This is a genomic window from Tessaracoccus sp. MC1756 (genome assembly GCF_014164735.1).
Lineage (GTDB): Bacteria > Actinomycetota > Actinomycetes > Propionibacteriales > Propionibacteriaceae > Arachnia.
On sequence record NZ_JACJFZ010000002.1, the window covers coordinates 241,196 to 264,944 of the forward strand.

The 23,749-nt window shown below is 69.0% G+C and carries 23 protein-coding genes; 6 read left to right on the top strand and 17 right to left on the bottom strand.

Translation table 11 applies throughout. From position 1 onward, the window contains the following. Positions 1 to 13: 13 nt before the first annotated feature. Complete coding sequence (locus H5393_RS06450; protein ID WP_076064146.1) at positions 14 to 679, bottom strand: response regulator transcription factor; 666 nt, start codon at positions 677 to 679, stop codon at positions 14 to 16. Continuing rightward, complete coding sequence (locus H5393_RS06455) at positions 676 to 1,926, bottom strand: ATP-binding protein (protein ID WP_182765962.1); 1,251 nt, start codon at positions 1,924 to 1,926, stop codon at positions 676 to 678. The genes H5393_RS06450 and H5393_RS06455 overlap by 4 nt, the downstream gene beginning before the upstream one ends. Before the next feature lie 113 nt (positions 1,927 to 2,039). Here H5393_RS06455 and H5393_RS06460 point away from each other — a divergent pair, with 113 nt between their 5' ends. Genes H5393_RS06460 through H5393_RS06470 form a run of 3 tightly spaced genes read left to right on the top strand, consistent with a single transcriptional unit; the run spans position 2,040 to position 3,714 of the window. Continuing rightward, a complete protein-coding gene (locus H5393_RS06460; RefSeq protein WP_182765963.1) occupies positions 2,040 to 3,254 on the top strand; it encodes a PspC domain-containing protein in 1,215 nt (404 codons plus the stop codon). Further along, entirely contained in the window at positions 3,251 to 3,448 is a 198-nt protein-coding gene (locus tag H5393_RS06465) for a hypothetical protein (RefSeq protein ID WP_083665385.1), read from the top strand. The genes H5393_RS06460 and H5393_RS06465 overlap by 4 nt, the downstream gene beginning before the upstream one ends. Continuing rightward, the gene (locus H5393_RS06470; RefSeq protein WP_182765964.1) at positions 3,445 to 3,714 is read left to right on the top strand and encodes a PspC domain-containing protein; all 270 of its coding nucleotides are present in this window, start codon (positions 3,445 to 3,447) and stop codon (positions 3,712 to 3,714) included. Before H5393_RS06465 ends, H5393_RS06470 begins: the two co-directional genes overlap by 4 nt. A 46-nt stretch (positions 3,715 to 3,760) precedes the next feature. On the opposite strand, the gene guaA is transcribed toward H5393_RS06470, so the two are convergent. Next, on the bottom strand, positions 3,761 to 5,311 hold the full coding sequence (gene guaA, locus H5393_RS06475) for a glutamine-hydrolyzing GMP synthase (RefSeq protein ID WP_182765965.1): 1,551 nt from the start codon (positions 5,309 to 5,311) through the stop codon (positions 3,761 to 3,763). Positions 5,312 to 5,489: 178 nt separating this feature from the next. Here guaA and cysK point away from each other — a divergent pair, with 178 nt between their 5' ends. Continuing rightward, positions 5,490 to 6,419: a cysteine synthase A gene (gene cysK / locus H5393_RS06480; protein WP_182764565.1), complete on the top strand. Its 930-nt coding sequence runs from the start codon at positions 5,490 to 5,492 to the stop codon at positions 6,417 to 6,419. A gap of 69 nt (positions 6,420 to 6,488) precedes the next feature. Further along, complete coding sequence (locus H5393_RS06485; RefSeq protein ID WP_220488248.1) at positions 6,489 to 7,322, top strand: NAD(P)-dependent oxidoreductase; 834 nt, start codon at positions 6,489 to 6,491, stop codon at positions 7,320 to 7,322. A gap of 11 nt (positions 7,323 to 7,333) precedes the next feature. Here H5393_RS06485 and H5393_RS06490 read toward each other — a convergent pair whose 3' ends face one another. Genes H5393_RS06490 through H5393_RS06520 form a run of 7 tightly spaced genes read right to left on the bottom strand, consistent with a single transcriptional unit; the run spans position 7,334 to position 14,305 of the window. Then, positions 7,334 to 8,326 (bottom strand): hypothetical protein, encoded by a 993-nt coding sequence (locus H5393_RS06490; protein WP_182765966.1) that lies wholly within the window; start codon positions 8,324 to 8,326, stop codon positions 7,334 to 7,336. After that, positions 8,326 to 9,291: a hypothetical protein gene (locus tag H5393_RS06495; protein WP_182765967.1), complete on the bottom strand. Its 966-nt coding sequence runs from the start codon at positions 9,289 to 9,291 to the stop codon at positions 8,326 to 8,328. Before H5393_RS06495 ends, H5393_RS06490 begins: the two co-directional genes overlap by 1 nt. A gap of 50 nt (positions 9,292 to 9,341) precedes the next feature. Further along, positions 9,342 to 10,046 carry a DNA alkylation repair protein gene (locus H5393_RS06500; protein WP_182765968.1) on the bottom strand — a complete coding sequence of 235 codons (705 nt, stop codon included), beginning with the start codon at positions 10,044 to 10,046 and terminating at the stop codon, positions 9,342 to 9,344. Between the two features lie 3 nt (positions 10,047 to 10,049). Continuing rightward, positions 10,050 to 11,681: an ABC transporter permease subunit gene (locus H5393_RS06505; RefSeq protein ID WP_182765969.1), complete on the bottom strand. Its 1,632-nt coding sequence runs from the start codon at positions 11,679 to 11,681 to the stop codon at positions 10,050 to 10,052. Beyond that, positions 11,678 to 12,562: an ABC transporter ATP-binding protein gene (locus H5393_RS06510; RefSeq protein WP_182765970.1), complete on the bottom strand. Its 885-nt coding sequence runs from the start codon at positions 12,560 to 12,562 to the stop codon at positions 11,678 to 11,680. Before H5393_RS06510 ends, H5393_RS06505 begins: the two co-directional genes overlap by 4 nt. Next, positions 12,559 to 13,197 (bottom strand): TetR family transcriptional regulator, encoded by a 639-nt coding sequence (locus tag H5393_RS06515; RefSeq protein ID WP_255436388.1) that lies wholly within the window; start codon positions 13,195 to 13,197, stop codon positions 12,559 to 12,561. The genes H5393_RS06510 and H5393_RS06515 overlap by 4 nt, the downstream gene beginning before the upstream one ends. Positions 13,198 to 13,252: 55 nt before the next feature. Beyond that, entirely contained in the window at positions 13,253 to 14,305 is a 1,053-nt protein-coding gene (locus H5393_RS06520; protein WP_182765972.1) for an alpha/beta fold hydrolase, read from the bottom strand. A 102-nt stretch (positions 14,306 to 14,407) separates the two neighbouring features. Here H5393_RS06520 and H5393_RS06525 point away from each other — a divergent pair, with 102 nt between their 5' ends. Continuing rightward, positions 14,408 to 14,788 (top strand): globin, encoded by a 381-nt coding sequence (locus H5393_RS06525; RefSeq protein ID WP_182765973.1) that lies wholly within the window; start codon positions 14,408 to 14,410, stop codon positions 14,786 to 14,788. A 36-nt stretch (positions 14,789 to 14,824) separates the two neighbouring features. On the opposite strand, the gene H5393_RS06530 is transcribed toward H5393_RS06525, so the two are convergent. The 7 genes from H5393_RS06530 to groL all read right to left on the bottom strand — a co-directional run bounded on the left by H5393_RS06530 (position 14,825) and on the right by groL (position 23,734). Continuing rightward, entirely contained in the window at positions 14,825 to 15,121 is a 297-nt protein-coding gene (locus H5393_RS06530; protein WP_182765974.1) for a chorismate mutase, read from the bottom strand. Positions 15,122 to 15,135: 14 nt separating this feature from the next. Continuing rightward, a complete protein-coding gene (locus H5393_RS06535; protein ID WP_182765975.1) occupies positions 15,136 to 16,236 on the bottom strand; it encodes a GuaB3 family IMP dehydrogenase-related protein in 1,101 nt (366 codons plus the stop codon). A gap of 25 nt (positions 16,237 to 16,261) precedes the next feature. Then, positions 16,262 to 17,767 carry an IMP dehydrogenase gene (gene guaB, locus H5393_RS06540; RefSeq protein WP_220488297.1) on the bottom strand — a complete coding sequence of 502 codons (1,506 nt, stop codon included), beginning with the start codon at positions 17,765 to 17,767 and terminating at the stop codon, positions 16,262 to 16,264. A gap of 215 nt (positions 17,768 to 17,982) precedes the next feature. After that, positions 17,983 to 18,654 (bottom strand): GntR family transcriptional regulator, encoded by a 672-nt coding sequence (locus tag H5393_RS06545; RefSeq protein ID WP_182765977.1) that lies wholly within the window; start codon positions 18,652 to 18,654, stop codon positions 17,983 to 17,985. A gap of 15 nt (positions 18,655 to 18,669) precedes the next feature. Next, positions 18,670 to 21,624 carry a DUF3427 domain-containing protein gene (locus tag H5393_RS06550; protein ID WP_182765978.1) on the bottom strand — a complete coding sequence of 985 codons (2,955 nt, stop codon included), beginning with the start codon at positions 21,622 to 21,624 and terminating at the stop codon, positions 18,670 to 18,672. Beyond that, positions 21,615 to 22,019, bottom strand: coding sequence for a (deoxy)nucleoside triphosphate pyrophosphohydrolase (locus H5393_RS06555; protein ID WP_182765979.1), 405 nt, complete (start codon positions 22,017 to 22,019; stop codon positions 21,615 to 21,617). Before H5393_RS06555 ends, H5393_RS06550 begins: the two co-directional genes overlap by 10 nt. 128 nt (positions 22,020 to 22,147) lie before the next feature. Beyond that, a complete protein-coding gene (gene groL, locus H5393_RS06560) occupies positions 22,148 to 23,734 on the bottom strand; it encodes a chaperonin GroEL (RefSeq protein WP_182765980.1) in 1,587 nt (528 codons plus the stop codon). Positions 23,735 to 23,749 lie beyond the last annotated feature (15 nt).

Consider the following 23,749-nt stretch of genomic DNA (forward strand, 5'->3'; position numbering starts at 1 on the left):
ACAGCGGCAGCGGCTAGACCAGGTGGCGGTCGGTGGCCCACTTCGTGAGCTGGTGCCGGTTCGACAGCTGCAGCTTCCGCAACACCGACGACACGTGGGTCTCCACCGTCTTGATCGAGATGAACAGCTCCTTCGCGACCTCCTTGTAGGAGTAGCCGCGGGCGATGAGCTTCATCACCTCACGCTCGCGGGCGCTCAGCTTGTCCAGTTCCTCGTCCACCTGTGCGATGTCGATGGCGCCGCTGAAGGCGTCCAGCACGAAGCCGGCCAGCCGCGGGGAGAACACCGCGTCACCGGCGGCCACGCGCGCCATGCCCTCGATCAGTTCCTCTGAGCTGATCGACTTGGTCACGTAGCCGCGGGCGCCGGCGCGGATGACGCCGATCACGTCCTGCGCCGCGTCGGAAACCGAGAGCGCCAGGAACTTCACATCTGGCTTCGTGGGCAGCACCTGCTTGATCACTTCAGCACCGCCTCCACCGGGGAGGTGCACGTCGAGCAGCACGACGTCGGGTTCGGTCTCGAGGATTGCCTTCACCGCGGTCTCGACATCCTCACCCTCACCCACGATGGTGACGTGCTGGCCGATCTCGTGGTTGACGCCCGCCCGGAACATCGCGTGGTCATCAACTATGACAACCCGCAACCCGGCCACATCATGGGCCTGATCCTCACTCATCCGCTCATCTCCAGTTTCACTTCAGTGCCGTCCCCGAGCTCCGAGCGGATCGTCGCGCTACCCCCGTAACGTTCCATGCGAGCCCGGATCGATTCTCTCACGCCCATGCGTCCGTCGGGCAATTGCTCGGTATCGAACCCCTTGCCACGGTCCCGAATGAACACCTCGATCTGTCCATCGTCCACTTCGGCGTACACGTCGATGCGTGGCGCGCCCGAATGCTTGGCCGCATTCGTGACGGCTTCACCGGTGGCGAGGATGAGGGCCTCCACCTTGTCGTCGACGGTGGCGTCACCCACACAGACCAGTTCGACGTCGACGGGGAACCGGCCCTCCACGTCGGTGGCCATCTCCTGCAGGGCGGAACGCAGCGACGCGGCGCGGGCCGTTTCGCCGTAGAGCCAGGTGCGCAGTTCACGCTCCTGACGGCGGGCCAGTTGGGCGACGGTGGCGGAATCGTCCGCCTGGCGCTGGATGAGGGCAAGCGTCTGGAGGACGGAATCATGCAGGTGCGCAGCCATGTCGGCGCGCGCCTCGGCGCGGTGGCGCTCCGCGTCGGCACGGCGCACGCGGTTGCGGTGCTGGTACAGCCACGGGGCCGCCACAATGAACAGGCCGGCCAGGAGCAGCGCGGAGGCGCCGAGCACCCCTGGGAGTTGGGCAAGGCCGATCTGCGTGGCGAGCGTCCACGAGATTCCGGCGCCCACGAGCACCAGCCCGCCGACGAGGCGCACGATGCTCATCGTGCCGCCGCCGCGGGTGACGCGGGCCCACAATCGCGTGTCGGTGCTGCGGGTGGTGGCCACGCGCTCGTCGACCTGCAGCCAGATCACGATGATGCCCACACCACCGATCACCATCGGCCAGAACAGCGCCGTCGGGACCACACCGCCCGAGACGAAAAGCCACAGCAGGCCGACGACCACCAGGCCCCCGGCCACCAGCACACCGTGGTCCGGGCGCGAGGCGGGCAGCAGCGTGGGGCGCATGCCGCGTCGGGTGGCGGCCTCGAGGCCCGCGGCCTCCTCCAACCTGCCGCTCGGCAGCAGCACCCACAGGGCGCCGTAGGCGAGCAGACCCAGGCCGGAGAGCAGGGCGCCGATCACGAAGGCCAACCGCACCATCCGCACGTTGACGCCCAGGTGGGCGGCGAGACCGGCGGCCACACCGGCGATCACACCGGACTCGACGCGGCGTTGCAGCGGCGCGCGCGCGGGCACGCTGGGCACCACCGGTAGCTGAGTCATGACCCCAGATTGTCACGGGCATCCCCCCCAGGCCAGACCGGAGAACCCTTTCCAGGGGCGCTTCAGGGGCTCACCCGATGCTCTTTCGGCTCGGGTCAGAGCAGACTGAAGCCATGACCACAGAACTCGACCTCGGCTGGTTCGACCCGAGCCTCGGCGCCCTGCAGCGCCCGGAGGCCGCCGGCGTCTCCACCGGCCTCAGCCGCGCCATCGCCCAGCGGCTGGGCGTCGACGTGGTCCTCGTGCGCGTGGTGTTCATCGTGCTGGCCTTCTGCGCCGGCCTCGGCCTGGCCCTCTACGGCTGGGGCACCGTCCTGACCCGCGGTCCGCAAGGCACCCGCCCCATCGACCAGGTGCTGCCCGGCTTCCGGGACTGGTCCCCGTTCATGCAGAAGGCCGCCGTCGTGATCTCCACCGTCATCGTGGTGGCCACCCTCGACGCCGCCCTCCCCCTCCCCTGGGGCGCCGGCGTCCTGGTGCTCATCGCGCTGGTGCTGGTTCGCCGTCGTGCGCGGAATTCCGGAGCGTTCCCGCCGGCCCACTACCCGCTGCCCTCCGGCCCCTCCGCCCCGGGTTCGACCCGCTATGTCCCCGGCGCCCCGCGCCTCTTCCCCCCGGCCGCGCCCACCGTCGCCCCGCTCGACGACCAGACGCTGGTGGAGCACTGGCGCCGCAGCATCAACGAGGCGGTGGGCTCGCATCGCGCGGCGGTACCGTCGCGGCAGTTGCCCACCGTCGACCTCTACGCCCCGGAGGAGCCGCCAGCGCCGCGCATCCTGGGGCCGCAGGCCAGGAACGGCTGGTGGATGGGCGTCGCGGTCATCGTGGCGATGATGGCAGCGTCGTTCGTCTCGGCCGGGCTACTCGGCTACGACCTGGGCACCACGCTCGCCGCGACCACCGCCACCGGCGGCGTGGTCACCGTGATCTGCGCCCTGGCCGCCCGCGACCGCCGGATCCCCCGCGTGGTGCTGGCCGCTCTGGCCGCCTCGATCGTCGCGACGGGGTGGCTCGCCACCCAGACCGCCGTCGGCCCCGCCCTTGCCCCCGCCGAGGACACCCACGTGGTGCGGCTCGTCGGCAGGGAGGGCGTCGTGGACCTGAGCGGCGTGGAGCTCGAAGACCAGACGGTACTGCGGGTCGAGGTGATCGCCTCCGACGTCGAGCTGATCCTGCCCGGGCCCGTCGAGGAGATGACCACCACCTCGTGGCTGGCCGACGTGACCATGGCACCGGGAAGCCCCGCAGACGGTGGCACGGCGACCGGGGGTCTCCACATCGACGTCCATGCCCAACTGTCCGACGTGCTCATCAAGGAGTCCGCATGAACCGCCCATCCCTGGACATCGCCGCCCTGGCCATCGGCCTGGTGGCCGTCGGCTTCGCCGTCGTACTCCTCCTCGCGGGGCACATCGCCTCGCCCCTCATTCAGCCCATCCTCGCCGTCACCCTGGCCGCAGCAGGCACGATCGGGCTCCTCGCAACACGTGGCCGCACCACCCACCGGAAGGAACAATCATGAAACTCACCCGCTCCCGTAACGGCATGATCGGTGGCGTCGCCGCCGGCGTCGCCAAAGCCATCGACGTCGACGTCACCATGGTGCGCGTCGCCTTCATCCTCATCTCGATCTTCGCCGGCAGCGGCCTGCTCGTGTACCTCATCCTGTGGGCGGTCATCCCCCGCGAAGACGGCGGCACCATCGCCGAGGAGGGGTTCGACAAGGCACGCACCTGGTACGACGACCGGAAGAACCAGGGCCCCAAGGGACCCAACTACGACATCTGACCGCAGAGAAAAACCCCCAAGCTGCAACGCAGCTTGGGGGTTTTCGTCACTCCCACTCGATGGTGCCCGGCGGCTTGCTCGTGATGTCGAGCGCCACGCGGTTGACCTCGGGGCATTCGTTGGTGATGCGGCTGGAGATCTTCTCCAGCAGTTCGTAGGGCAGACGGGCCCAGTCGGCCGTCATCGCGTCGTCGGACACGACGGGGCGCAGCACGATGGGGTGGCCGTAGGTGCGGCTGTCGCCCTGCACGCCCACCGAGCGGACATCCGCCAGCAGCACGACGGGGAACTGCCAGATCTCGCGCTCCAGCTTGGCGTTGGCCAGTTCCTCGCGCGCGATGGCGTCAGCCTGGCGGAGGATCGCGAGGCGGTCCTCGGTGATCTCGCCGACGATGCGGATGGCCAGGCCGGGGCCGGGGAACGGGTGGCGCCACACCATGGCCTCAGGCAGGCCGAGCTGCTCGCCCACGGCGCGCACCTCGTCCTTGAACATCTGGCGCAGCGGCTCGATCAGCGTGAACTGCAGGTCGTCCGGCAGGCCGCCGACGTTGTGGTGGCTCTTGATGTTGGCCGCGCCCTCGCCGCCGCCGGACTCGACGACGTCCGGGTACAGCGTGCCCTGGACGAGGAAGTCGATGCCACGGTCGCCCGCGATCTCTCGCGCCTTCTCCTCGAAGGTGCGGATGAACTCGCGGCCGATGATCTTGCGCTTCTCCTCCGGATCGCTGACGCCTGCCAGGGCGGTGAGGAAGCGCTCACGCTCGTCGGCGAAGACGAGGTCCACGCCGGTGGCCGCCACGAAGTCCGTGCGGACCTGCTCGACCTCGCCCTCCCGGAGGAGGCCGTGGTCGACGAACACGCACGTGAGCTGTGAGCCGATGGCCTGCTGCACGAGCGCGGCGGCGACGGCGGAGTCGACGCCGCCGGACAGCGCGCAGAGGACATGCTTGTCACCCACCTGGCTACGGACCGCGTTGATGGACTCCGTGACCATGTTCTCCGGCGTCCAGTCGGCAGTCAGCTTGGCGATGTTGAACAGGAAGTGTTCGATGACCTGCTGGCCCCATTGCGTGTGGTTGACCTCGGGGTGCCACTGCACACCGGCGAGCCCGCGCTCCCTGTCCTCGAACGCCGCCACCGGAGCACCGGCGGTACGGGCGAGGACCTTGAAGCCCTTGGGGGCCTTGCTGACGGAGTCGCCGTGCGACATCCAGACGTTGAGGGTGTTGGGCAGCGAGCCGAGCAGGCAGCCGCCCTCGGCGATCGACAGGGACGTGCGGCCGTACTCGCGCTGGCCGGTCTTCGCGACCGTGCCGCCGAGGGCCTGCGCCATCGCCTGGAAGCCGTAGCAGATGCCCAGGACCGGGACCCCCGCGCTGAAGATGGCGGGATCCACAGAGGGCGCGTCGTCGGCGTACACCGACGACGGTCCACCGGAGAGGATGATCGCGGCGGGCTTCTGGGCCATCATCTCCTCGACGCTCAGCCTGTGGCTGACGATCTCCGAGTACACATTGGCCTCGCGCACACGGCGCGCGATCAGTTGGGCGTACTGGGCGCCGAAGTCGACGACCAGCACCTTCTCGTGGGCAGTCATGGTGAGGAGTCTAATGTCGCGGGGCGGCTCCGCCCTAACGGGGAGAGCCTCGCTCACCGACCCTGGACACGTCGCCAGCTCGTCGGGACCGAAGCACGTCGGCCGGGCCCTGGAAGATTCGTGGAGCCGAATTCCGTCGCGGGGGAATATTCCCCCCGTCGCCGCGGTTGGCGGTGGCATGAGCATTTACTCTGACGTCACGGCCCTCGTCGGTCGCACCCCCCTCGTAAAGCTGAACCGGGTCGCCGGCGACAACGCCATCGTCGCCGCGAAGCTCGAGTTCTACAACCCCGCCAACTCCGTCAAGGACCGCATCGGCGTGGCCATCGTCGACGCAGCTGAGGCCTCCGGCGAACTGCAGCCCGGCGGCACCATCGTCGAGGGCACCTCGGGCAACACCGGTATCGCTCTGGCCATGGTGGGCGCCGCCCGCGGCTACAAGGTGGTCCTGACCATGCCCGAGACCATGTCGCTGGAGCGCCGCGCACTGCTGCGCGCCTACGGTGCCGAGCTCGTGCTGACCCCCGGCCCCGCTGGCATGCGCGGCGCCGTCGAGCGCGCCGAGGAGATCGCGGCTGAGCGCGGCGGCATCCTCGCCCGCCAGTTCGCCAACCCCGCCAACGTGGAGATCCACCGCAACACCACCGCGGAGGAGATCTGGAACGACACCGACGGCGCCGTGGACATCGTCGTGGCGGGAATCGGCACCGGCGGCACCATCTCCGGTGTCGGCCAGGTCCTGAAGGAGCGCAAGCCCAGCGTCCAGATCGTCGCCGTGGAACCGCAGGAATCGGCGATCCTCTCCGGCGGCCAGCCCGGCCCGCACAAGATCCAGGGCATCGGCGCCAACTTCATCCCCGAGATCCTGGACCGTTCCGTCATCGACGAGGTCCTGCCCCGCAACATCGACCAGGCCGTCGACTTCGCCCGCCGGGCCGCACGCGAGGAGGGCCTCCTGGTCGGCCTGTCCTCCGGCGCCGCACTGTCGGCAGCAGCCGAGGTTGCGGCCCGCCCGGAGAATGCCGGCAAGACCATCGTGGTGATCGTCCCGTCGTTCGGCGAGCGCTACCTCTCCACCGTCCTGTTCGAGGGCCTGATCGACAACTGATCGACCATCTTTCCGCTTGAGACTAGGGCGGCCGCTGCCGACAGGCAGCGGCCGCCCTAGTCTGAAGGCATGAGAATCGTCATCACGGGCGCCAGCGGCCAGGCCGGGCCGGCCCCCCAGCGCCACTTCACCGACAACACCGACCACGACGTCGTGGCCACGGATCTCGCACCGCGCCCCTCCTGGTACGACGGCCGCTTCTTCAAGGCGGACCTGACGCAGGTGGGTGAGGCCATGGACCTCCTCGTCGACGCCGACGCGGTCATCCACCTGGCCAACATCCCGGCAGACAACATCCACACCGACACCCACACGCTCAACCAGAACCTGCTGATGAACACCAACGTGTTCATGGCGGCCTGGAAGCTGCGGCTGAAGCGCATCGTGTGGGCCTCCAGCGAAACCACCCTGGGGCTGCCGTTCGACGAGGTGCGCTATGTCCCCGTCGACGAGGACCACTACCCGCTGCCGAACTCGACGTACTCGCTCAGCAAGGTGATGACGGAGACGATGGCCGCCGAGGTGGCCCGGTGGGCGGGCATCCCGGTGATCGCGCTGCGGTTGTCGAACATCTTCACGGTGGACGACTACGCCATGCAGCCGTCGTTCGCGAAGGATCCTGAGGCGCGCCGCTGGAACCTGTTCGGCTACATCGACGCCCGCGACGTCGCCCAGTCCTGTGAGGACGCGCTCACCGCGGACCTCACGGGCGCGCACTCCTTCGTGATAGCCGCCGACGACATCATCCTCGACATGCCCACGCGCGACGCCCTCAAGGCGATCCACCCGGACCTGACGGTGCCGGACGAGGTGGCGGAGTTCGGCACGTTGCTCAGCAACCGGGCCGCCGCCGAGAAGCTGGGGTGGCGTCCGCGGCACTCTTGGCGCGACGTCGTGGCCTGAGCCATCGGCGGCTACTTCTCGATGGCCAGCTTCTCGTCGACGGCGGGGAGGTAGTACAGCGCCAGCGAGTCGAGGATGCGCTTGACCTGCGCGAGCGATGCCTGGCGTTCCCCCTCCGTGGTGGCTCCGGCGGCGAGCCTGGCAGCCTTGCCCGCGCGGCGCGCATCCGCGCGGGCGTGTTCCGGGAAATGGCTGAGTCCCAGACGTTCGGCGTTGGCCTGCGCCACGTTGAACGTCAGTTCCACCTCGGTGGCGCGTTCGTCCAGTTCGTCGGTGGAGGTGAGATCCGTGACGTCGTCGAACGCCACCAACGCCGCCTCAAACTCGGCCGTGGCCGGCACCTTCGGGTCGAAGAGCGCCGGCGACTCGATGCGGTATGCGATGTCGCCGCGCAGGCCCAGGTAGGCGTCGCGGATCGCGTCGACGCGTTGGTAGGCGAGGCCGCGCCGGTCCGAGCCGGGCGTCGGCGGAACCCACAACTTGCCCGCCTCGCGCGTCAGCGCATAGGCGTGAATCGTCCCCGTCGTCAGGCCCAGACGGTCCGGCGCAAGGAAGGTGAGCCGGCCGCCCTTCCAGAGCCGCCGCACGCCCATGGCGGCCGCGCCGGCGATCATGAACGACAGGTACAGAAACGACATCGGGTTCGAGTTCAGGCTGGTCAGGACCATGAACACGGTGGTCACGAGGGCGCTGGCCAGCAGGGCGGCGATGTTGCGCGGCGAGAACAGCTGGTCCTCGTGCCAGATCACGGCAGGCAGCACCATCGCCCGGGCACCGGGGCCCTCCAGGAGGGAGGTCGCCTGGGCGCCCAGGGACTCGCCGGGCTTCACGTCACGCTCGAACCGCTCGCCGTTGGGCCGCTGGATGCGCAGCTTGATCTTCTCTTTCTGTCCCCGCCGCGCGTCGACGACGACGGCCTCGTCGTCGTTGTAGAGCAGCACCGCGCCGGGCGCGAAGCCGGCCCACGTGGTGTCGGGCGGGACCTGTTGCCAGGTGGCGTACATCAGGAGGCCCGCCTTCCGGGGAGTTGCGGCGGCGTGCTGCCCGTGATCGCCCGGCGCGCCTCTGACCCTGTCGGCAGGTAGTAGAGCGCCAACTCGTCCAGGATCTCGACGGCGCGGCGGAGCGCGGTCTCCCGCTCCGGCGCGGGTGCCGCTTCATCGACGGCGAGCCTGGCGGCCTTGAGCGCCGTGGTCGCTCGGAACTGGGCCGCCTGCGGCAGGTGCGCCATCCCGATCCGCTCGGCGTTCGCCCGTGCGGCGGCGAAGGTTGCCCGCACGCGGCGGGCGAGCTCGCGCCGCTCGTCATCGCCGGCCACGCCGTCGTTGTTGTCCCATTGCAGCAGTGCGAGGGTGAACTCCTTCGACGTGGGCTCGTGCGGGTCGAAGAGGGCGGGGCACTCGATGCGGTAGACGATGTCACTGAGCAGCCGGCCGTACTCCTCCTTGACGTCGTCGACCTCGATCTCCTCAGGCAGCGCCGGCAGGGGGAAGTCGATGGCCCTGACGTCGCCGTCGCCGGTCTCCACGGCCCAGTCCCGGTACCGGCGGCCCTTCTTGAAGGCGTCCTGGGCCACGATGATGATGGTGATGCCGAGCGCGAGGAACACGAAGCGGAGGAGGCCGAAGGCGTCGCCGACGCCGCCCAGGCCGGCCAGCGCGATCCCCACCACCCACGGCAGGTAGGACAGGAAGGTCTGCGCCGGCCGCAGTTTGGCCGTGACCTCGCCGCCCTCCACCTGGAAGGCCCGGAGCGGGCGGGCGGCCGACACGGTGGCCACGGCCTGCCTCAGGGTGCGCTCCCCGCGCACGCCCTCGAAGTCCGTCTTGCGGCCGTCCGGTAGGTACGCGGTGAGCGTGTGGGTGCCGCCCTGGGAGGTCCTGCGGATGATGCTCCGGCCGGCCTCCGTCTCGACGAGGAGGAGGCGGCCCAGCGCTGAAACGGGGCTGTCGAGGGAGATCTCCACCATGTCCACCCCTCGACGATACCGGTGCGGCAACGCACGCCCGGCCGGAGGGCTCAACCTGCCGACGACGGGCGGCCCAGCCACTTGAGGCCCTCCCGCACCGAGAGCGGAGAGAGCCTGTCCGCATTGGCCGCGATGTAGGTGCGCACCCATGGGCCGTCGGTTTTGGAGTACTCGCGCAGCGCCCAGCCGATGGCCTTGCGCGCGAAGAAGTCGCCGTCGCTGATGCTGTGCTCGATCGCGTGCGTCAGCAGCTCACGATCGGTGGCCTCCCGGAACAACCGCTGGCAGATGATCGTGGTGCGCCGCAGCCAGAGGTCCTCCTCCTCCGCCCAGCCGCGCAGGAGCGGTGTCATGAGGGCGGGCTGGGCGCGGAGGAGTTCCCCCACGGTGCGGGCAGAGAGCTCGTCGACGACGTCCCACCACGCCCCGGTCACGATGAGGTGGCGGAGCAAGGCGATGTTCTCCGGTGAGGGCTCGAGGGCGAAGGCCCGGTAGCGACCGTGGCGCAGGACTGCGAGGGCGGCGTACCACTCCTCGCGGTGGGTGGCGTGGTCCCAGAGGTCGACGACGGCGGCGCGCCACCCGTCGGCCGACGCCAGCCGGGACCGGGACAGGACCGGCTTCAGGGCCGCCCTCAATGCAGGTGACGTCAGGCCGTAGTACGGCAGCGCCGATTTCATGTACCGCTGCTGGCCGGCGGCGCGTGCCGGATCGGCCTGGGCACGCAGCGCGGCGCGGATCTCGTCGGTCAGCATGGCTCAGCGGAGGTCGCGGCGCGCGAACAGGGGAAGCCCTGCCAGGACCAAAGCGACGGCGGCGACCAGGAGCCACGTCGGCTGCCACCACGCCATGCCCACCTCGATCGGGGCGCCGTACAGGTAGGCCCGGAACGGCGACCACCATCCCCACTCCTCCCTGCCCGCCGCCATGAGGAGCGTGTAGCCGAAGTACGTCGCGATGGCCACGCCCGTGGTGCCCCAGACGACGAGGCCGGGCCGGCCGCTGGCGGCGGACAACAGCAGCGCGAAGCCGCCGAAGGCCCAGCCGAGGCAGGCCATCAGGAAGCAGGCGGTCGCGACGTTGGCGAGTTCCACCTCGAGCCCGCCCAGCGCGTTGCCCGCCCACAGTCCGAGGAACAGCCCGACGCTGACCACCAGCACGTAGCCGGCCATGACCGCAGCGGTGGTCCAGTAGACGCGGGAGCGCGAGACGGGGGTGGCGAGCAGTCCCGCGAGCCGCCCGGCGTGCTCCTCCCCCGCGATGCCGGCCGACGCGGCTGCGGTGGCCAGCAGGATCACGGCGATGGGGGCCATCATGCCCATCGTTTCGATGTGGAGGAACCCGGCGGGGGTGGACATGTTGCCACCGCCGAACATCGCCACCATCGCCTCGGGGAAACTCGCGGCGAACTGGTTGAGGTCCGCCTCCATCGACGAGTACAACGGGCCCATCACGAGGCCCATCAGCGCGCCCATGATGAACGTCACCGTGATCAGCAGCGTGCGCTGGGAGGCGAAGCGCAGCCCCAGGAGGGACTGGCCCCGACCGGTGGGGCGCACCAGTTTCCCGACGACCGGGAGCGCGTGGAGCCGCTCCTTCAGCGAGACGCCACCCTCATGCAGGCGGATCTCGCGCCGTGCGAACCCGACGACCCCCACCGCGACCAGAAACACGGTCCCACCGAGCAGTAGGGCGAGGTGCCCGCCGTCGACGCCGTTGACCAGCGGCTTCGAGCCGTTGAACCAGGTCCACGGCACCCACTCCGCCGAGCCCTCACGCCACAGCGGCAGCAGCCCGGCGCCGAGCCACCCCAGCACCATGACGCCGGCAGCTACCGCGGCCGCCAGAGACTTGCGGCCGGTGAGCGCGCCGACGGCGAACGCGACGGCGGCGTGGAACACGGTGTTGGCCCCGAGGTGGGTCATGAGGGCACCGAGATCGGATTGGCCGATGTCGATGCCGAGGGCCAGCGGCGCCAGCGCGCCGCCCGCCCAGATCACGACCGTCGCGGCCACGAGGAGCAGCACCATGGCCACCGCCCTGCTCAAGGCGTAGGCCGTGCGCGACACGGGCGCGGCCAGCACCAGGGGCAGCGTCCGGTTGCCCTCTTCGCCGGCCACGGCCTGGGCCCCGATCGCGATGCCTACGCCTGCCAGTGCCATCGCGCCGATGGCCCCGAGCATCTCGTTGTAGGCGAGCACGGACGCGTCCGCCTCCACGGGGACACCCATCACGCTGCGGACGGCTTCCGGGAGCGCCTCGTAGATGCTCAGGTCGATGTCCTGGTAGACGATCAGCCCGAACACCAGCATCGCGGCGACGACTGCGGCGGCGGTCGTCAGGCCCCGCCACCCGTCGGCCAGGCCCTTGCGGAGGACCGCGGTGCTCACTTCGCGTCCTTGTAGTAGGCCAGGAAGATCTCCTCGAGGTCGGCATCGTTGGTGCGGAGGTCGCGCAGGGTGGTGAGGCCGGTGACGGCCCCGAGCAGCGCGGACATGTCACCGTTGAAGTCGACGACCGCGCGCCCCGGCCTCAGTTCCACGTCGCGCACGCCGTCGATCCGGCGGAGGAAACCCTCCTCGAGTTCGCCGTCGAAATCCAGCTCGATACGGCGCATCTGCATGGCGCGGAGCGCAGCGACCTCCTCCACGGCGACGAGGCGACCTTGACGGATGATGCCCACCCGGTCCGCCACGCGCTCCACCTCTGACAGGGTGTGCGACGACAGGAAGACGCTTCGGCCGTCGTCGGCGACCTCGCGCATCATGGCCCAGAACTCGTGCTGCACGAGGGGGTCGAGGCCTGCGTTGGGTTCGTCGAGCAGGAGCAGTTCGGGCTTGTGCATGAACGTGGCGATCAGGCCGATCTTCTGCCGGTTGCCGCTGGAGAGTTCACCGACGCGCTTGTCGAGGGTCGCCTTGAGGCGCTCCACGAGTTGGTCGACGTAGCGCCAGTCGACTCCCCCGCGGAGATTGGCGAAGAACTTCAGGGTGTCCCGTCCTGTCATCGCCGGCCACAGCGCCAGGTCCGCCGGGAGATAACCCAGCCGGTTGCGGTGGGCCACCTCGCGCGGTGCGGCACCCAGCACCGTGGCCGAGCCCGAGGTCGCGTTGAGCTCGCCCATCAGCACGCGGATGGTGGTGGACTTCCCGGCTCCGTTCGGGCCGAGGAAGCCGAAGACCTCGCCTTGCCGCACGTCGAGATCGAGGTCCACCAGCGCGGGGAAGGACCCGTAGTGCTTGGTGAGCTGCCGCGTTTGGATGGGGATCATGCGTCCTCCTCGGACAGTTGATCGATGGCCGCGAGGTACTGCTCACGGACCGCGGGTTGCAGGAGGCCGCCGAAGACCTCCAGGTGGACGCGGAGGTAGCGCGCGAAGCCGGGCTGGGTGGATGGGTCTGCGCTGCGCAGGTCGATGCCGAAGTGCCTGCTCAGGTGGTTGTGCAGGCTGAGCGAGCCCAACCCGAACATCGTCAGCAGGACGGCCCGGGACCGCTCATCGTCGGTGGGCGTGAGCAGCCCGGCCTGAACGCCTGCCGCGAGGTAGTCCTCGGCGTCGTCGATCATCGCGTCGACGAGGTGGTTGATGCCCTCGGAATCGTCGGTGAGGCGCATGGCGAGGTAGCCCATGACGTGCTCGGAGCCGGTGCCCCGGAGCGCTGCCAGCGCGTCGAACCCGGCGCCCTGGGCGATGGCGTCCTCTTTGCCGTTGCGCACGAGATCCGCGACGTGTTGGTCACAGGCGTGCAGGAGCTGCCCCATGGATCCGAAGTGATGGCGGATGAGGCCCAGCGACACCCCGGCCAGGTCGGCGACGGCGCGCGCCGTCGCGGCCTTCACCCCCGATTCCGCGACGATCTCGATACACGCGTCGCGCAGCTTGGCGCTCGTCGTCCGGTCATCCATCACGATACAAGCGTATAACTACCTATACAGCTGTACAAGCATGTTCCTCGCGGAATCACTGGACCAGGATGCGCGTGACCTCCTCAGCGACGAGGCCCGGGACGGCCAGCGGGATGCCGTGGTCCTCGCCCTCCAGGAAGACCTCCCTGACCTCTCCCCCGTTCGCGCGGTACCGCTCAAGCACCGCCCGGGTCTGATCGACCATCGGCTGGGGAGGCAGCACGTCCTCGCCGGGCCAGCCGGGGATGGCGCCGAGCTGGCCGAGCGTGGCCAGGTCGAACAACGAACCGTTGGCCACCACCTTGTCCTCCGAGGCGTGGATCCACAGGACCGGCGGCTTGCGTTCGAGGTCTACGATGCCCGCGGTGTTGTACCACCTGGGGCTCATGGTGTTGAGTACGCCGCGATCCCCCGTCGCCGAGCCGGGCCAGTTCTCGGAGGTCACCGCGTTGCCCGGGTAGAAGTCGTCTCCCGTGCGGATCTTGACCAGTTCCTGCGTGAGGAAATCCTCGTCCAGGTTGGCGTGGTTGGCACCTCCGCCGAAGTACGTGCGCATGATCACGCGGGGGCTGGTCTGCGGGTCGCCCTCGCTGGTGTCGTGGGCCGCGAGCCGCGCGACGAACGCGGGGTTGGCCCCGCCAGCACCCGCACCGGCGTGATCGGCCGTCGCCGGTTGGCCGTCGGTTCCCTTCGTGCCGCCGTAGCCGTACGGCGACAGCGGTGCGATGAGGGTGACCGACGCCAGGTCGTCGCGGTATTCGAGCATCAGTTGCTGGAGGACCCCGGCGCCCATGGACCACCCGACGGCGTTGACCCTGCGCTGCCCCGCGAGACCCAGGTACGAGAGGAGGTCATGGAGGTCGTCGACCATGTCGCCCAGCCCGTGCCGGGCGTCGATGGGGAGGGGGTCGGTGTCACCGAAGCCGCGGAGGTCCGGCGCGATGACCCGCACGTCGGCGCCGAGGTGCTCGACGACGTACCGCCAGAAGCCGCCGCTGCTGAGGTTGCCGTGCACCAGCAGCAGCGGCGTGCCGTCCTCCGGACCGGCAGTCCACACGTTGTGGGTGAGGCGGTTGGTCTGGATCCGCTGCGGGGTCAATTCGTTCATGGCGGGCTCCTCGTCGGTGGGGGTGGGCCGCTGCCGCCAATCCTGACACCACGTTCAGGTTGCTGTAAAGGGTGCGTCGCCGGCTCCTGACACAATGGGTCCGTGACAGACAAGAGCTTCTACGACCGCGTGGGCGGCTACGGGACTTTCCATCAACTCGTGCATGAGTTCTACAAAGGTGTCGCCGATGACGCCCCGCTGCGGGAGCTCTACCCCGAAGCGGACCTGGGGCCGGCGGAGGACCGGCTGAGGATGTTCCTCGAGCAGTACTGGGGCGGCCCGAAGACCTACCAGGAGCAGCGCGGCCACCCGAGGCTGCGGATGCGGCACCTGGAATTCGCCGTCACCCCGCTGCAGCGCGACCGCTGGGTGCACCACATGATGAACGCCTGCGACACGCTGGATCTCGCCCCGGAGGACGACGCCGCCCTGCGCGACTACCTGGTGCGGGCGGCGGAGTTCATGATCAACGCCCACGACTGAGCCGGCAATCTCCCCCGAGGTGGCCGGCTCAGGGCGTCAGTCTGCCTGCTCCGCGGCGATCCGCTCGTGGTGGCGCACCACCTCGCTGACGATGAACGTCAGGAACTTCTCCGCCAGCTCAGGATCCAGCTCCGCGCTCTCCGCGAGCGCACGGAGCCGGGCGATCTGCTGGGCCTCGCGGCCCGGGTCTGCCGGCGGCAGCCCCGCCTTCGCCTTGAGCTCCCCCACCCGCTGGGTCACCTTGAAGCGCTCAGCCAGCAGGTGGATGAGGGCGGAGTCCATGTTGTCGATGCTGCCGCGCAGGCGCTTCAGCTCGTGGAGGGCTTCGTCCATGGGGATCCCCATCGTCAGAGCAGGATGAGTTCGATGCGCTGGAACGACTTGAGGTCGGTGTAACCGGTCAGCGCCATGGCCTTGCGGAGACCGCCGGCCAGGTTCATCGTGCCGTCCGGAACCCGCGACGGGCCGAGCACGACCTCTTCGAGGGTGCCGACCTGCTCGAAGAAGGAGCGCTCGCCACGCGGCAACGAGGCGTGCCACGCCTCGGAACCCCAGTGCCAGCCGCGGCCGGGGGCCTCGGTGGCGCGGGCCAGCGGTGAGCCGACCATCACGGCGTCGGCACCACAGGCGATGGCCTTGGCGATGTCACCGGAACGCCCGACGGCGCCGTCGGCGATGATGTGCACGTAGCGGCCGCCCGACTCCTCGAGGTAGTCACGACGGGCCTCCGCCACGTCTGCCACCGCAGAGGCCATGGGCACCTGGATGCCCAGCACCGACGCGGTGGTGTGCGTGGCGCCGCCGCCGAAGCCGACGAGGACGCCGGCCGCCCCGGAGCGCATGAGGTGCAGACCCGCACGGTAGGTGGCCACCCCACCGACGAGCACCGGGGTGTCGAAGCGGTAGATGAAGTCCTTGAGGTTGAGGGTGTCCTCGCCGCCGACGTGTTCCGCCGAGACGGTGGTGCCGCGGATGACGAAGAAGTCCATGCCGGCCTTCTCGATGATGGGCGCGAACTCCTGCGTGCGGGCGGGCGACAGCGACCCGGCCACCGGGACCCCGGCCCCGCGGATCTCAGCCAGGCGGTCGCGGATGAGTTCCGCCTTCACCGGCTCGGCGTAGATCTCCTGTAGCCGCTTGGTGGCGGTGACCTGGTCCGACTGCTGGGTGATCAGTTCGTACTGGGCCTGGGGATCTTCGTAGCGGGCCCAGAGGCCTTCCAGGTTCAGCACGCCCAGGCCGCCGAGCTGCCCCATGCGGATGGCCGCTGCCGGCGACATCACCGAGTCCATGGGGGCGGCCACGATGGGCACGTCGAAGCTGACGGCGTCGATCTTCCAGGAGAGGTCCACCTCCTCGTCGCTGCGGGTGCGACGCGTGGGCGCGATGGCGACGTCGTCGAAGCTGTAGGCGCGGGAGGCGCGCTTGGAACGCTCAAGCTCGTACATGTGGTTGTTTATACCTGTTCTCTTCCTAGCGCGACGAGTAGTTCGGCGCTTCGGCGGTCATCTGGATGTCATGGGGGTGCGATTCGCGCAGGCCCGCAGCCGTGATCCGCACGAAACGCCCCCGGTCCTGGAGCTCGGCGATGGTGCCCGCGCCCGAGTAGAACATGGACTGCCTCAGGCCACCCACCAACTGGTAGGCCACGGCGGCCAGCGGGCCGCGGTAGGCGACCTGTCCCTCGATGCCTTCGGGAATGAGCTTGTCATCGGCGGTGACGTCGCCCTGGAAGTAGCGGTCCTTCGAATAGGAGGCCTTGCGCCCGCGCGCGGCCATGGCGCCCAACGAGCCCATGCCGCGGTAGCTCTTGTACTGCTTGCCGTTGATGAACACCAGCTCGCCGGGGCTCTCGGCGCAGCCGGCCAGGAGCGAACCGAGCATGACGCTGGAGGCGCCGGCCACGATGGCCTTGGCGATGTCGCCGGAGTACTGGAGGCCGCCGTCGCCGATGACCGGGACGCCGGCCGGCCTGGCGGCACGGGCCGCGTCGTAGATGGCGGTGACCTGGGGCACGCCCACGCCAGCCACCACGCGGGTGGTGCAGATGGAGCCGGGGCCGACCCCCACCTTCACCGCGTCTGCGCCGGCCTCGACCAGGGCCTTGGCGCCGGCATAGGTGGCGACGTTGCCGCCGATGATGTCAACGTCAGCCGCGAGGGGTTCTGCCTTGAGGCGCCGGATCATGTCCACGACGCCGCGGCTGTGGCCGTGCGCGGTGTCGACGACGATGGCGTCGACGCCCTTCTCCACCAGCGCCATGGCGCGGTCCCAGGAATCGCCGAAGAAGCCGACGGCGGCGCCGACGCGCAGGCGGCCCGAGTCGTCCTTGGCGGCGTGGGGGTACTTGTCGGCCTTCACGAAGTCCTTCAGGGTGATGAGCCCCTTGAGCTTGCCCTGGCCGTCGACAATGGGCAGCTTCTCGATCTTGTGCTTGGCCATGAGACCGATGGCCTCGTCGTTGGTCACACCGACGTGGGCGGTGACCAGCGGCATCTTCGTCATGACCTCGCCCACCTTGCGGGAGGCGTCGTCCTCGAAGCGCATGTCGCGGTTGGTGATGATGCCCAGGAGCGTGCCGTCGGAATCCACCACGGGCGTGCCGGAGATGCGGAACTGCGCGCAGAGGTCGTCGACCTCCCCGAGCGTGGCGTCGGGACCGACGGTGATGGGTTCAGAGACCATCCCGGCCTCCGAGCGCTTCACCTGGTCAACCATGTGCGCCTGGTCCTCGATGCTGAGGTTGCGGTGCAGGATGCCGATGCCACCCTCGCGCGCCATGGCGATGGCCAGGCGGGATTCGGTGACGGTGTCCATCGCGGCGGAAGCGAGCGGAACGTTGAGCCTGATGCGACGGGTCAGCTGGGTGCCGGTGTCCACCTGCGAGGGGATGATGTCTGATTGGTTGGGCTGAAGGAGCACATCGTCATAGGTGAGCCCCAGCACGCCGAACGGCGCGGGCACCCCCGATCCAGTCAGTTCCTCGGACACTTGGTCACCCTTCGGTCGCGGCCAGTCGAGGCCTCAGTCTACGCCGCCGCCTGAGGCTGGGCTAACCGGTGGCCGAGCGGCGGACGGCTCCGGAAATGATGAATCCCGCGTAGAAAGGGAGACGCCTGCCCGGTCCAGCCTGTCCTGATCTACGCCCGGGTGAGGTTCAGCCTGTTCGGTCTCCCGGGCGGGTTCTCCTCGCGTCAGGCTTCCGTGTCGCCGAAGAGGAGCGTGTGGGCGAGCCGCAGTGAGGTCCCCACGTGCACTTCGGCGAGCGCCCGCGCCTTCTCCCTGTCCCCCGACACGATGGCCTGGGCGATCTCGAAGTGCTCACCGCAGATCGCGGCCGGGTCGTCGTTCTGCTTGAACAACCAGTTCAGCCGGTTGCGCAGCGGCTCGAGCATCGTGGCCAGGAGCGAGTTGTGCGTCATCTGGACCAGCACCTCGTGGAATTCTGCGTTGTACCGGCGCACCAGGTCACGGTTTCCAGATTTCAGGGCGGACTGTTCCTTCTCGACGACGCGCAGCAGCCGGGCGCGTTCCGCTTCGCTGCCGTGCTTGAGTGCGAGCTCGACCTCCTGCACCTCGAGGGCCTCGCGCAGCTCGAAGATCTCCCGCAGGTCTTCTGGGACCAGTTCGGTGACCACCGCGCCACGGCGGGGCTGCAGGGTGATGAAGCCCTCCGTCAACAGCCCGGCCAGCGCCTCGCGCACCGGGATGCGCGAAATGCCCAGCTCCTCGGAGAGGTCGCGCTCCTTGATCCGGTACCCGGGCTGGTAGGCGCCGGTGGTGATGCGGTCGCGGATGACGTCGCGCGCACGCTCGGCCAGGGAGCGTTGCGTCTGGCCGAGATTGTCGTCGCGCGCGGTGGTCATCGCCCGATTATGGCACTACCGTTTCCGTTGCGCGGTTTGAGGATGAGCGAATAGCGGCAGCTCGAGCGCTGCCTCCCGCCACCCCAGATCTGCCAGCGTCGCCTGGGCGGGGGCAGGGCCGGCCGTGAGGTAGTCGTAGAGGCCCCGTTCCACCGGCTCGTCGAGACGCAGGTGCATCGTGACGACGGACAACCTGTCGTCCGTGGGCATCGTCTCCTGCCGCGCATTGTGCGGGCTCACGGTGCCGAGATACAGGAAGTCGCGACCCTCGGCGTCGTCACGCTTGACGAACAGGTGCAGTTCCACGCTGTGCTCGACGATGCGGCGCACCTCCCGGCTGCCCAGATGCAGCCTGCTGCGGGTGAACCACCGCATCGTGGATTCGTCGAGGAACTCGTCGCCGTAGGCCACTGAGGACTCCACCTCGTCGCCCTTGTGGTAGGTCACGAAGATGGGGCAGGTGCGGGAGAACTCGTCCACCTTGTAGCCGTAGAGCGTGGCCGTCTCGTCGCCGCGGAAGTTGAGCAGCCGACAGGCGTCCTTGCGCGAGTAGCGCCCGCCCGGGCGCAGCGTCTGCGCCCAGCCGTGCCGGTGACGGGCGAGGAAGAGGCCGGTGTCGATGACGTCGGTGGCCTGCGCCCGGAAATCGGTGTTGGCCCATTCGTCGCGGAATTCGGGGCTCAGTTCCAGTCCGCCGTCGCTCTCGACCGCGAGCGGATGGTAGCTGGGCTTCGTCTTCGCCGGGAAGAACCCGAGAGTCAACATGCTGACAGCGCTGCGCACCACCTCGGGCGTGCTGGTGCAGTCTCGTGCGCGCAAGCGCTCGACGATGTCGGCCCCGGTGAGCCGGCCCTCCTCCAGCAGCGCCCGGAGCACCACAAGTTCGTGCGGCCGCTTCCCATTGAGCAGCTCGACCGTGAGCAGATTGAGCAGTCTTGTCTGGCGGGGCGTGGGGCCCTGCACGTTGGCGAACTTGGCCGACAGCCGCCAGTAGTTCTTCTCCTTTGTGCCCAGCACCACCGGATCCGCAGTGTCGAACCGCGCGAAGTCCAGGAGCTTCGGCTCTCCCCCGACCCTGTTGCGCATCTCTGTGTAGGCCTTCTTCAGCGCCACCATCGAATCAAGCTTGACCTGGGCGATGGCCTTGAAGACATGGTCGCGGGCGATGGCGTCGAAGTTGACGCTGGACAGCCCGGCGATCGAGCCGGCCTCCTCGGCCTCGATGAGATTCTGCCGCACCGAATCCTTCGACAGGCTGGAGTCGCCGAACAACGCCACCGGTACCAGGTAGTTGTTGGCGTAGTTGCCGATGAAATCGATGACGACGAGGTAGTCCTTGCCGGCGGCCTTGCGCAGGCCACGGCCCAGTTGCTGGGTGAACACGATGGCCGACTGGGTCTGGCGCAGCATCACCACCTGATTGATGGCAGGGATGTCGATGCCCTCGTTGAAGATGTCGACGGTGAGGAGGTAGTCGAGCTCGCCCCGTTCCAACCGTGCGACCGCGTCCTCTCGGGCCCGGACCGAATCCGTGCCGGACAGGGACATCGTGCGCAGTCTGTGGCCTCGCAGGGTGCGCCCGTTGAGGACCTGGGACAGCTGTCTGGCCTCCTCGTTGCGGGAGCAGAAGATGAGGCCGCGTACCAGGATCCCCGCCTGCCCGTAGCGCTCCACCGCGGCGAGCACGTGGTCGACGCGTTCGCGGTCGACGAGGCGGGCGAGGCTCGTCGTGTCGTCGATGACCTCACCGTCACCGGTGACGTAGTCGGTGACCCCGTAGTAGTGGAAGGGGGCCAGCATGTCGGCCTCCAGCGCCTTCTGCAGCCGGATCTCGTAAGCCACGTTGTAGTGGAACAGCTCGAAGATGTTGAAACCGTCGGTGCGCTCCGGGGTGGCCGTCATGCCAAGGAGGAACGCCGGGCTGAGATGCTCGATGATGCGGCGGTAACTGTGGGCGCCGGCCCGGTGCACCTCGTCGATGAGGACGTAGTCGAACGCGTCCGGGGCGATGTCGCCCAGGGCGTTGGACAGCGACTGGACGGTGGCGAACACGTAGCGGCGATCCACCTCGCGCCGGCCAGCCGCCAACTTGCCGATGTCGCTGGCGGTGGCTCCGAGGACCCGACGGAACTCAGCGATGGCCTTGTCCAGGATCTGTTCCCGGTGCACCACGAACAGCATGCGTTGCGGTTGAGCCGTTCGCACGTCGAGGGCCGCGAGGATGGTCTTGCCGGTGCCGGTGGCGGACACGACGAGGCCGCGCTTCTCCCCCCGGGCCCGCACCAGGTCGATCTCGGCCAACGCCTCCACCTGCATGGAGTTGGCGACGACCATGCCGGCCGCGCCGGCCCCCGCCTCCGGGCTCTGGTGCGGGGCGCTGTGAGCGGCCGGCGGTCGCCAGGACTTGCGGTAGGCCTCCACCCAGGCGCGGGTGAGGGGCACCGCCCGGGCACGCTGCCTGTCGACGGCGGCTTCGAGCTGGTGCACGATGTCACCGTCCGCCAACGCTGAGAAGCGCAGGTTCCACTCGTGGTTGCGCAGCAGGGCTGACTCGGTGAGGTTCGAGCTGCCCACGATGGCCGTCGAGCTGTGCTCCTGACGGAACACATAGCCCTTCGCGTGGAATCCCTCCGAGGCGCCGTCCAGCAGCAACACTTCGATGCGCGGCAGGTTGAGCAGTTCGTCGAAGGCGGCCGGCGAGTTGAAGCCCAGGTACGTCGAGGTGACGATGGTGCCCGCGCCCGGGAAGTCGAGCAGCGCCTGTCTCAGCGCGGCGATCGCGCCCGGCGTGACGAAAGCGACGGAGAACACGAAGCTCTCGGCGCGGCGCAGCTCGTGGCGGATCGTCCGCAGCATGGTGTCTCGGCCTTCGTTCACGATCAGCCGGGGCTGGTGGAGGCGGGGTGAGGTCTGCGTGCGGTCGACGAAACCGAACGTCAGGTCGCGGCCAAAGCCCGCTGTCAGCTCCATTGCCCGCGGGCCGCGAAGATCAGTTCGACGGCCGGGACGTCAGCCGGTGCCCACTCCAGCTCCGTCAGCTCATGGGCCTCCACCCAGCGCAGCTCGGAGTGCTCAGTCGGCGCAGGTTCACCGTCGACGATCCGGCACCAGTAGGTGCTCAGGTCCACGAGCCCGAACGTGTAGTGGTATTCGGTGCGGGTGAGGAAGTCGCCCACCTCGACGGTGCAGCCCAGCTCCTCGTCGATCTCGCGGCGCAGCGTCTCCTGCGGCGTCTCGCCGGGCTCGATCTTCCCACCGGGGAACTCCCAGAGCCCGGGCAGTGACATGGAGTCGCTCCGGCGGGCCGCCAGAATGCGTCCGTCCCGCACCGAAACCGCGCCAACCACAGTGATCCGCTTGCCCACTTCGCCGCCCTCCCAGGTCGGGGACCAGGCTAGCGCCGGCGCCGGCAGCTGGCCAGCTCGACGCCCGGGGAACGCAGAAGGCCCCGCCCGGGCGAACCGGACAGGGCCTTGCAGCGACTGGTGTCAGATCAGGCGTCTTCGTCTTCGCGCTTGTCGACGACGAGGGTTTCCGTGGTGAGCAGCAGCGACGCGATGGACGCGGCGTTGGCCAGCGCGGAGCGCGTGACCTTGACCGGGTCGATCACGCCGTTGGCAACGAGATCCTGGTACTCGCCGATCTTGGCGTTGTAGCCGTGACCGACCTCCATCTCGGCAACCTTGGAGGTGATGACGTAGCCGGCTTCGCCACCGTTCTCCGCGATCCAGCGCAGCGGCTCGGCGAGCGACTTGGCCACGACGTTCACGCCGGCGAGCTCATCGCCTTCGAGGCCGAGGCCGTCAGCGAGCACCGCGCCGGCATGGATGAGGGCGGAGCCGCCACCGGCGACGATGCCCTCCTCGATGGCCGCACGGGTAGCCGAGACGGCGTCCTCAATGCGGTGCTTCTTCTCCTTGAGCTCCACCTCGGTGGCGGCGCCGACCTGGATCACGCACACGCCACCGGCGAGCTTGGCGACCCGCTCCTGCAGCTTCTCGCGGTCCCAGTCGGAATCCGTGCGCTCGATCTCGGCGCGCAGCTGGGCCACGCGCCCGTCGACCTCGGAGGACTCGCCAGCGCCATCGACGATGGTGGTGGCGTCCTTGGTGACGACGACGCGGCGGGCGCGGCCGAGCACCTCGAGGCCAACCTGGTCGAGCTTGAGGCCGACCTCGGGCGCGACGACCTGACCACCCGTGAGGATGGCGATGTCTTCGAGCATGGCCTTGCGGCGGTCACCGAAGGCCGGGGCCTTGACGGCCACGGAGGTGAAGGTGCCGCGGATCTTGTTGACCACGAGGGTCGAGAGCGCTTCGCCGTCGACGTCCTCAGCCACGATGAAGAGCGTGCCCTTGGCGGCGATGACCTTCTCCAGCAGCGGGAGCAGCTCGTTCATCGACGAGATCTTGCCGCTGTTGATCAGGATGTACGGATCATCCAGCACGGCTTCCATGCGGTCCGTGTCGGTGACCATGTACGGCGACAGGTAGCCCTTGTCGAACTGCATGCCCTCGGTGAACTCGAGCTCGGTGCCGAAGGTCTGCGACTCGTCGACGGTGATGACGCCGTCCTTGCCGACCTTGTCGAACGCCTCGGCGATGAGCTCGCCGATCTGCTCGTCACGCGAGGAGATAGTGGCGACCGACGCCATGTCGGCGGTGGTGTCGACCACGCGGGCGTTCTCACGCAGGCGCTCGACGACGGCCTCAACGGCCTTGTCGATGCCGCGCTTGAGGCCGACCGGGTTGATGCCGGCGGTCACGGCGCGCAGGCCGGCGTGGACCATGGCCTGGGCGAGCACGGTGGCGGTGGTGGTGCCGTCACCTGCGACGTCGTTGGTCTTGGTGGCGACCTCCTTGGCCAGCTGGGCGCCGAGATCCTCGTAAGGATCGTCGAGCTCGACCTCCTTGGCGACGGTGACGCCGTCGTTGGTGATGGTCGGGGCGCCCCACTTCTGGTCGAGGACGACGTAGCGGCCCTTGGGGCCGAGCGTCACCTTGACGGTGTTGGCGAGTGCGTCAACACCGCGCTCGAGAGCGCGGCGGGCTTCCTCGTTGAAAGCGAGAATCTTTGCCATGGGTGAAATCAGCCC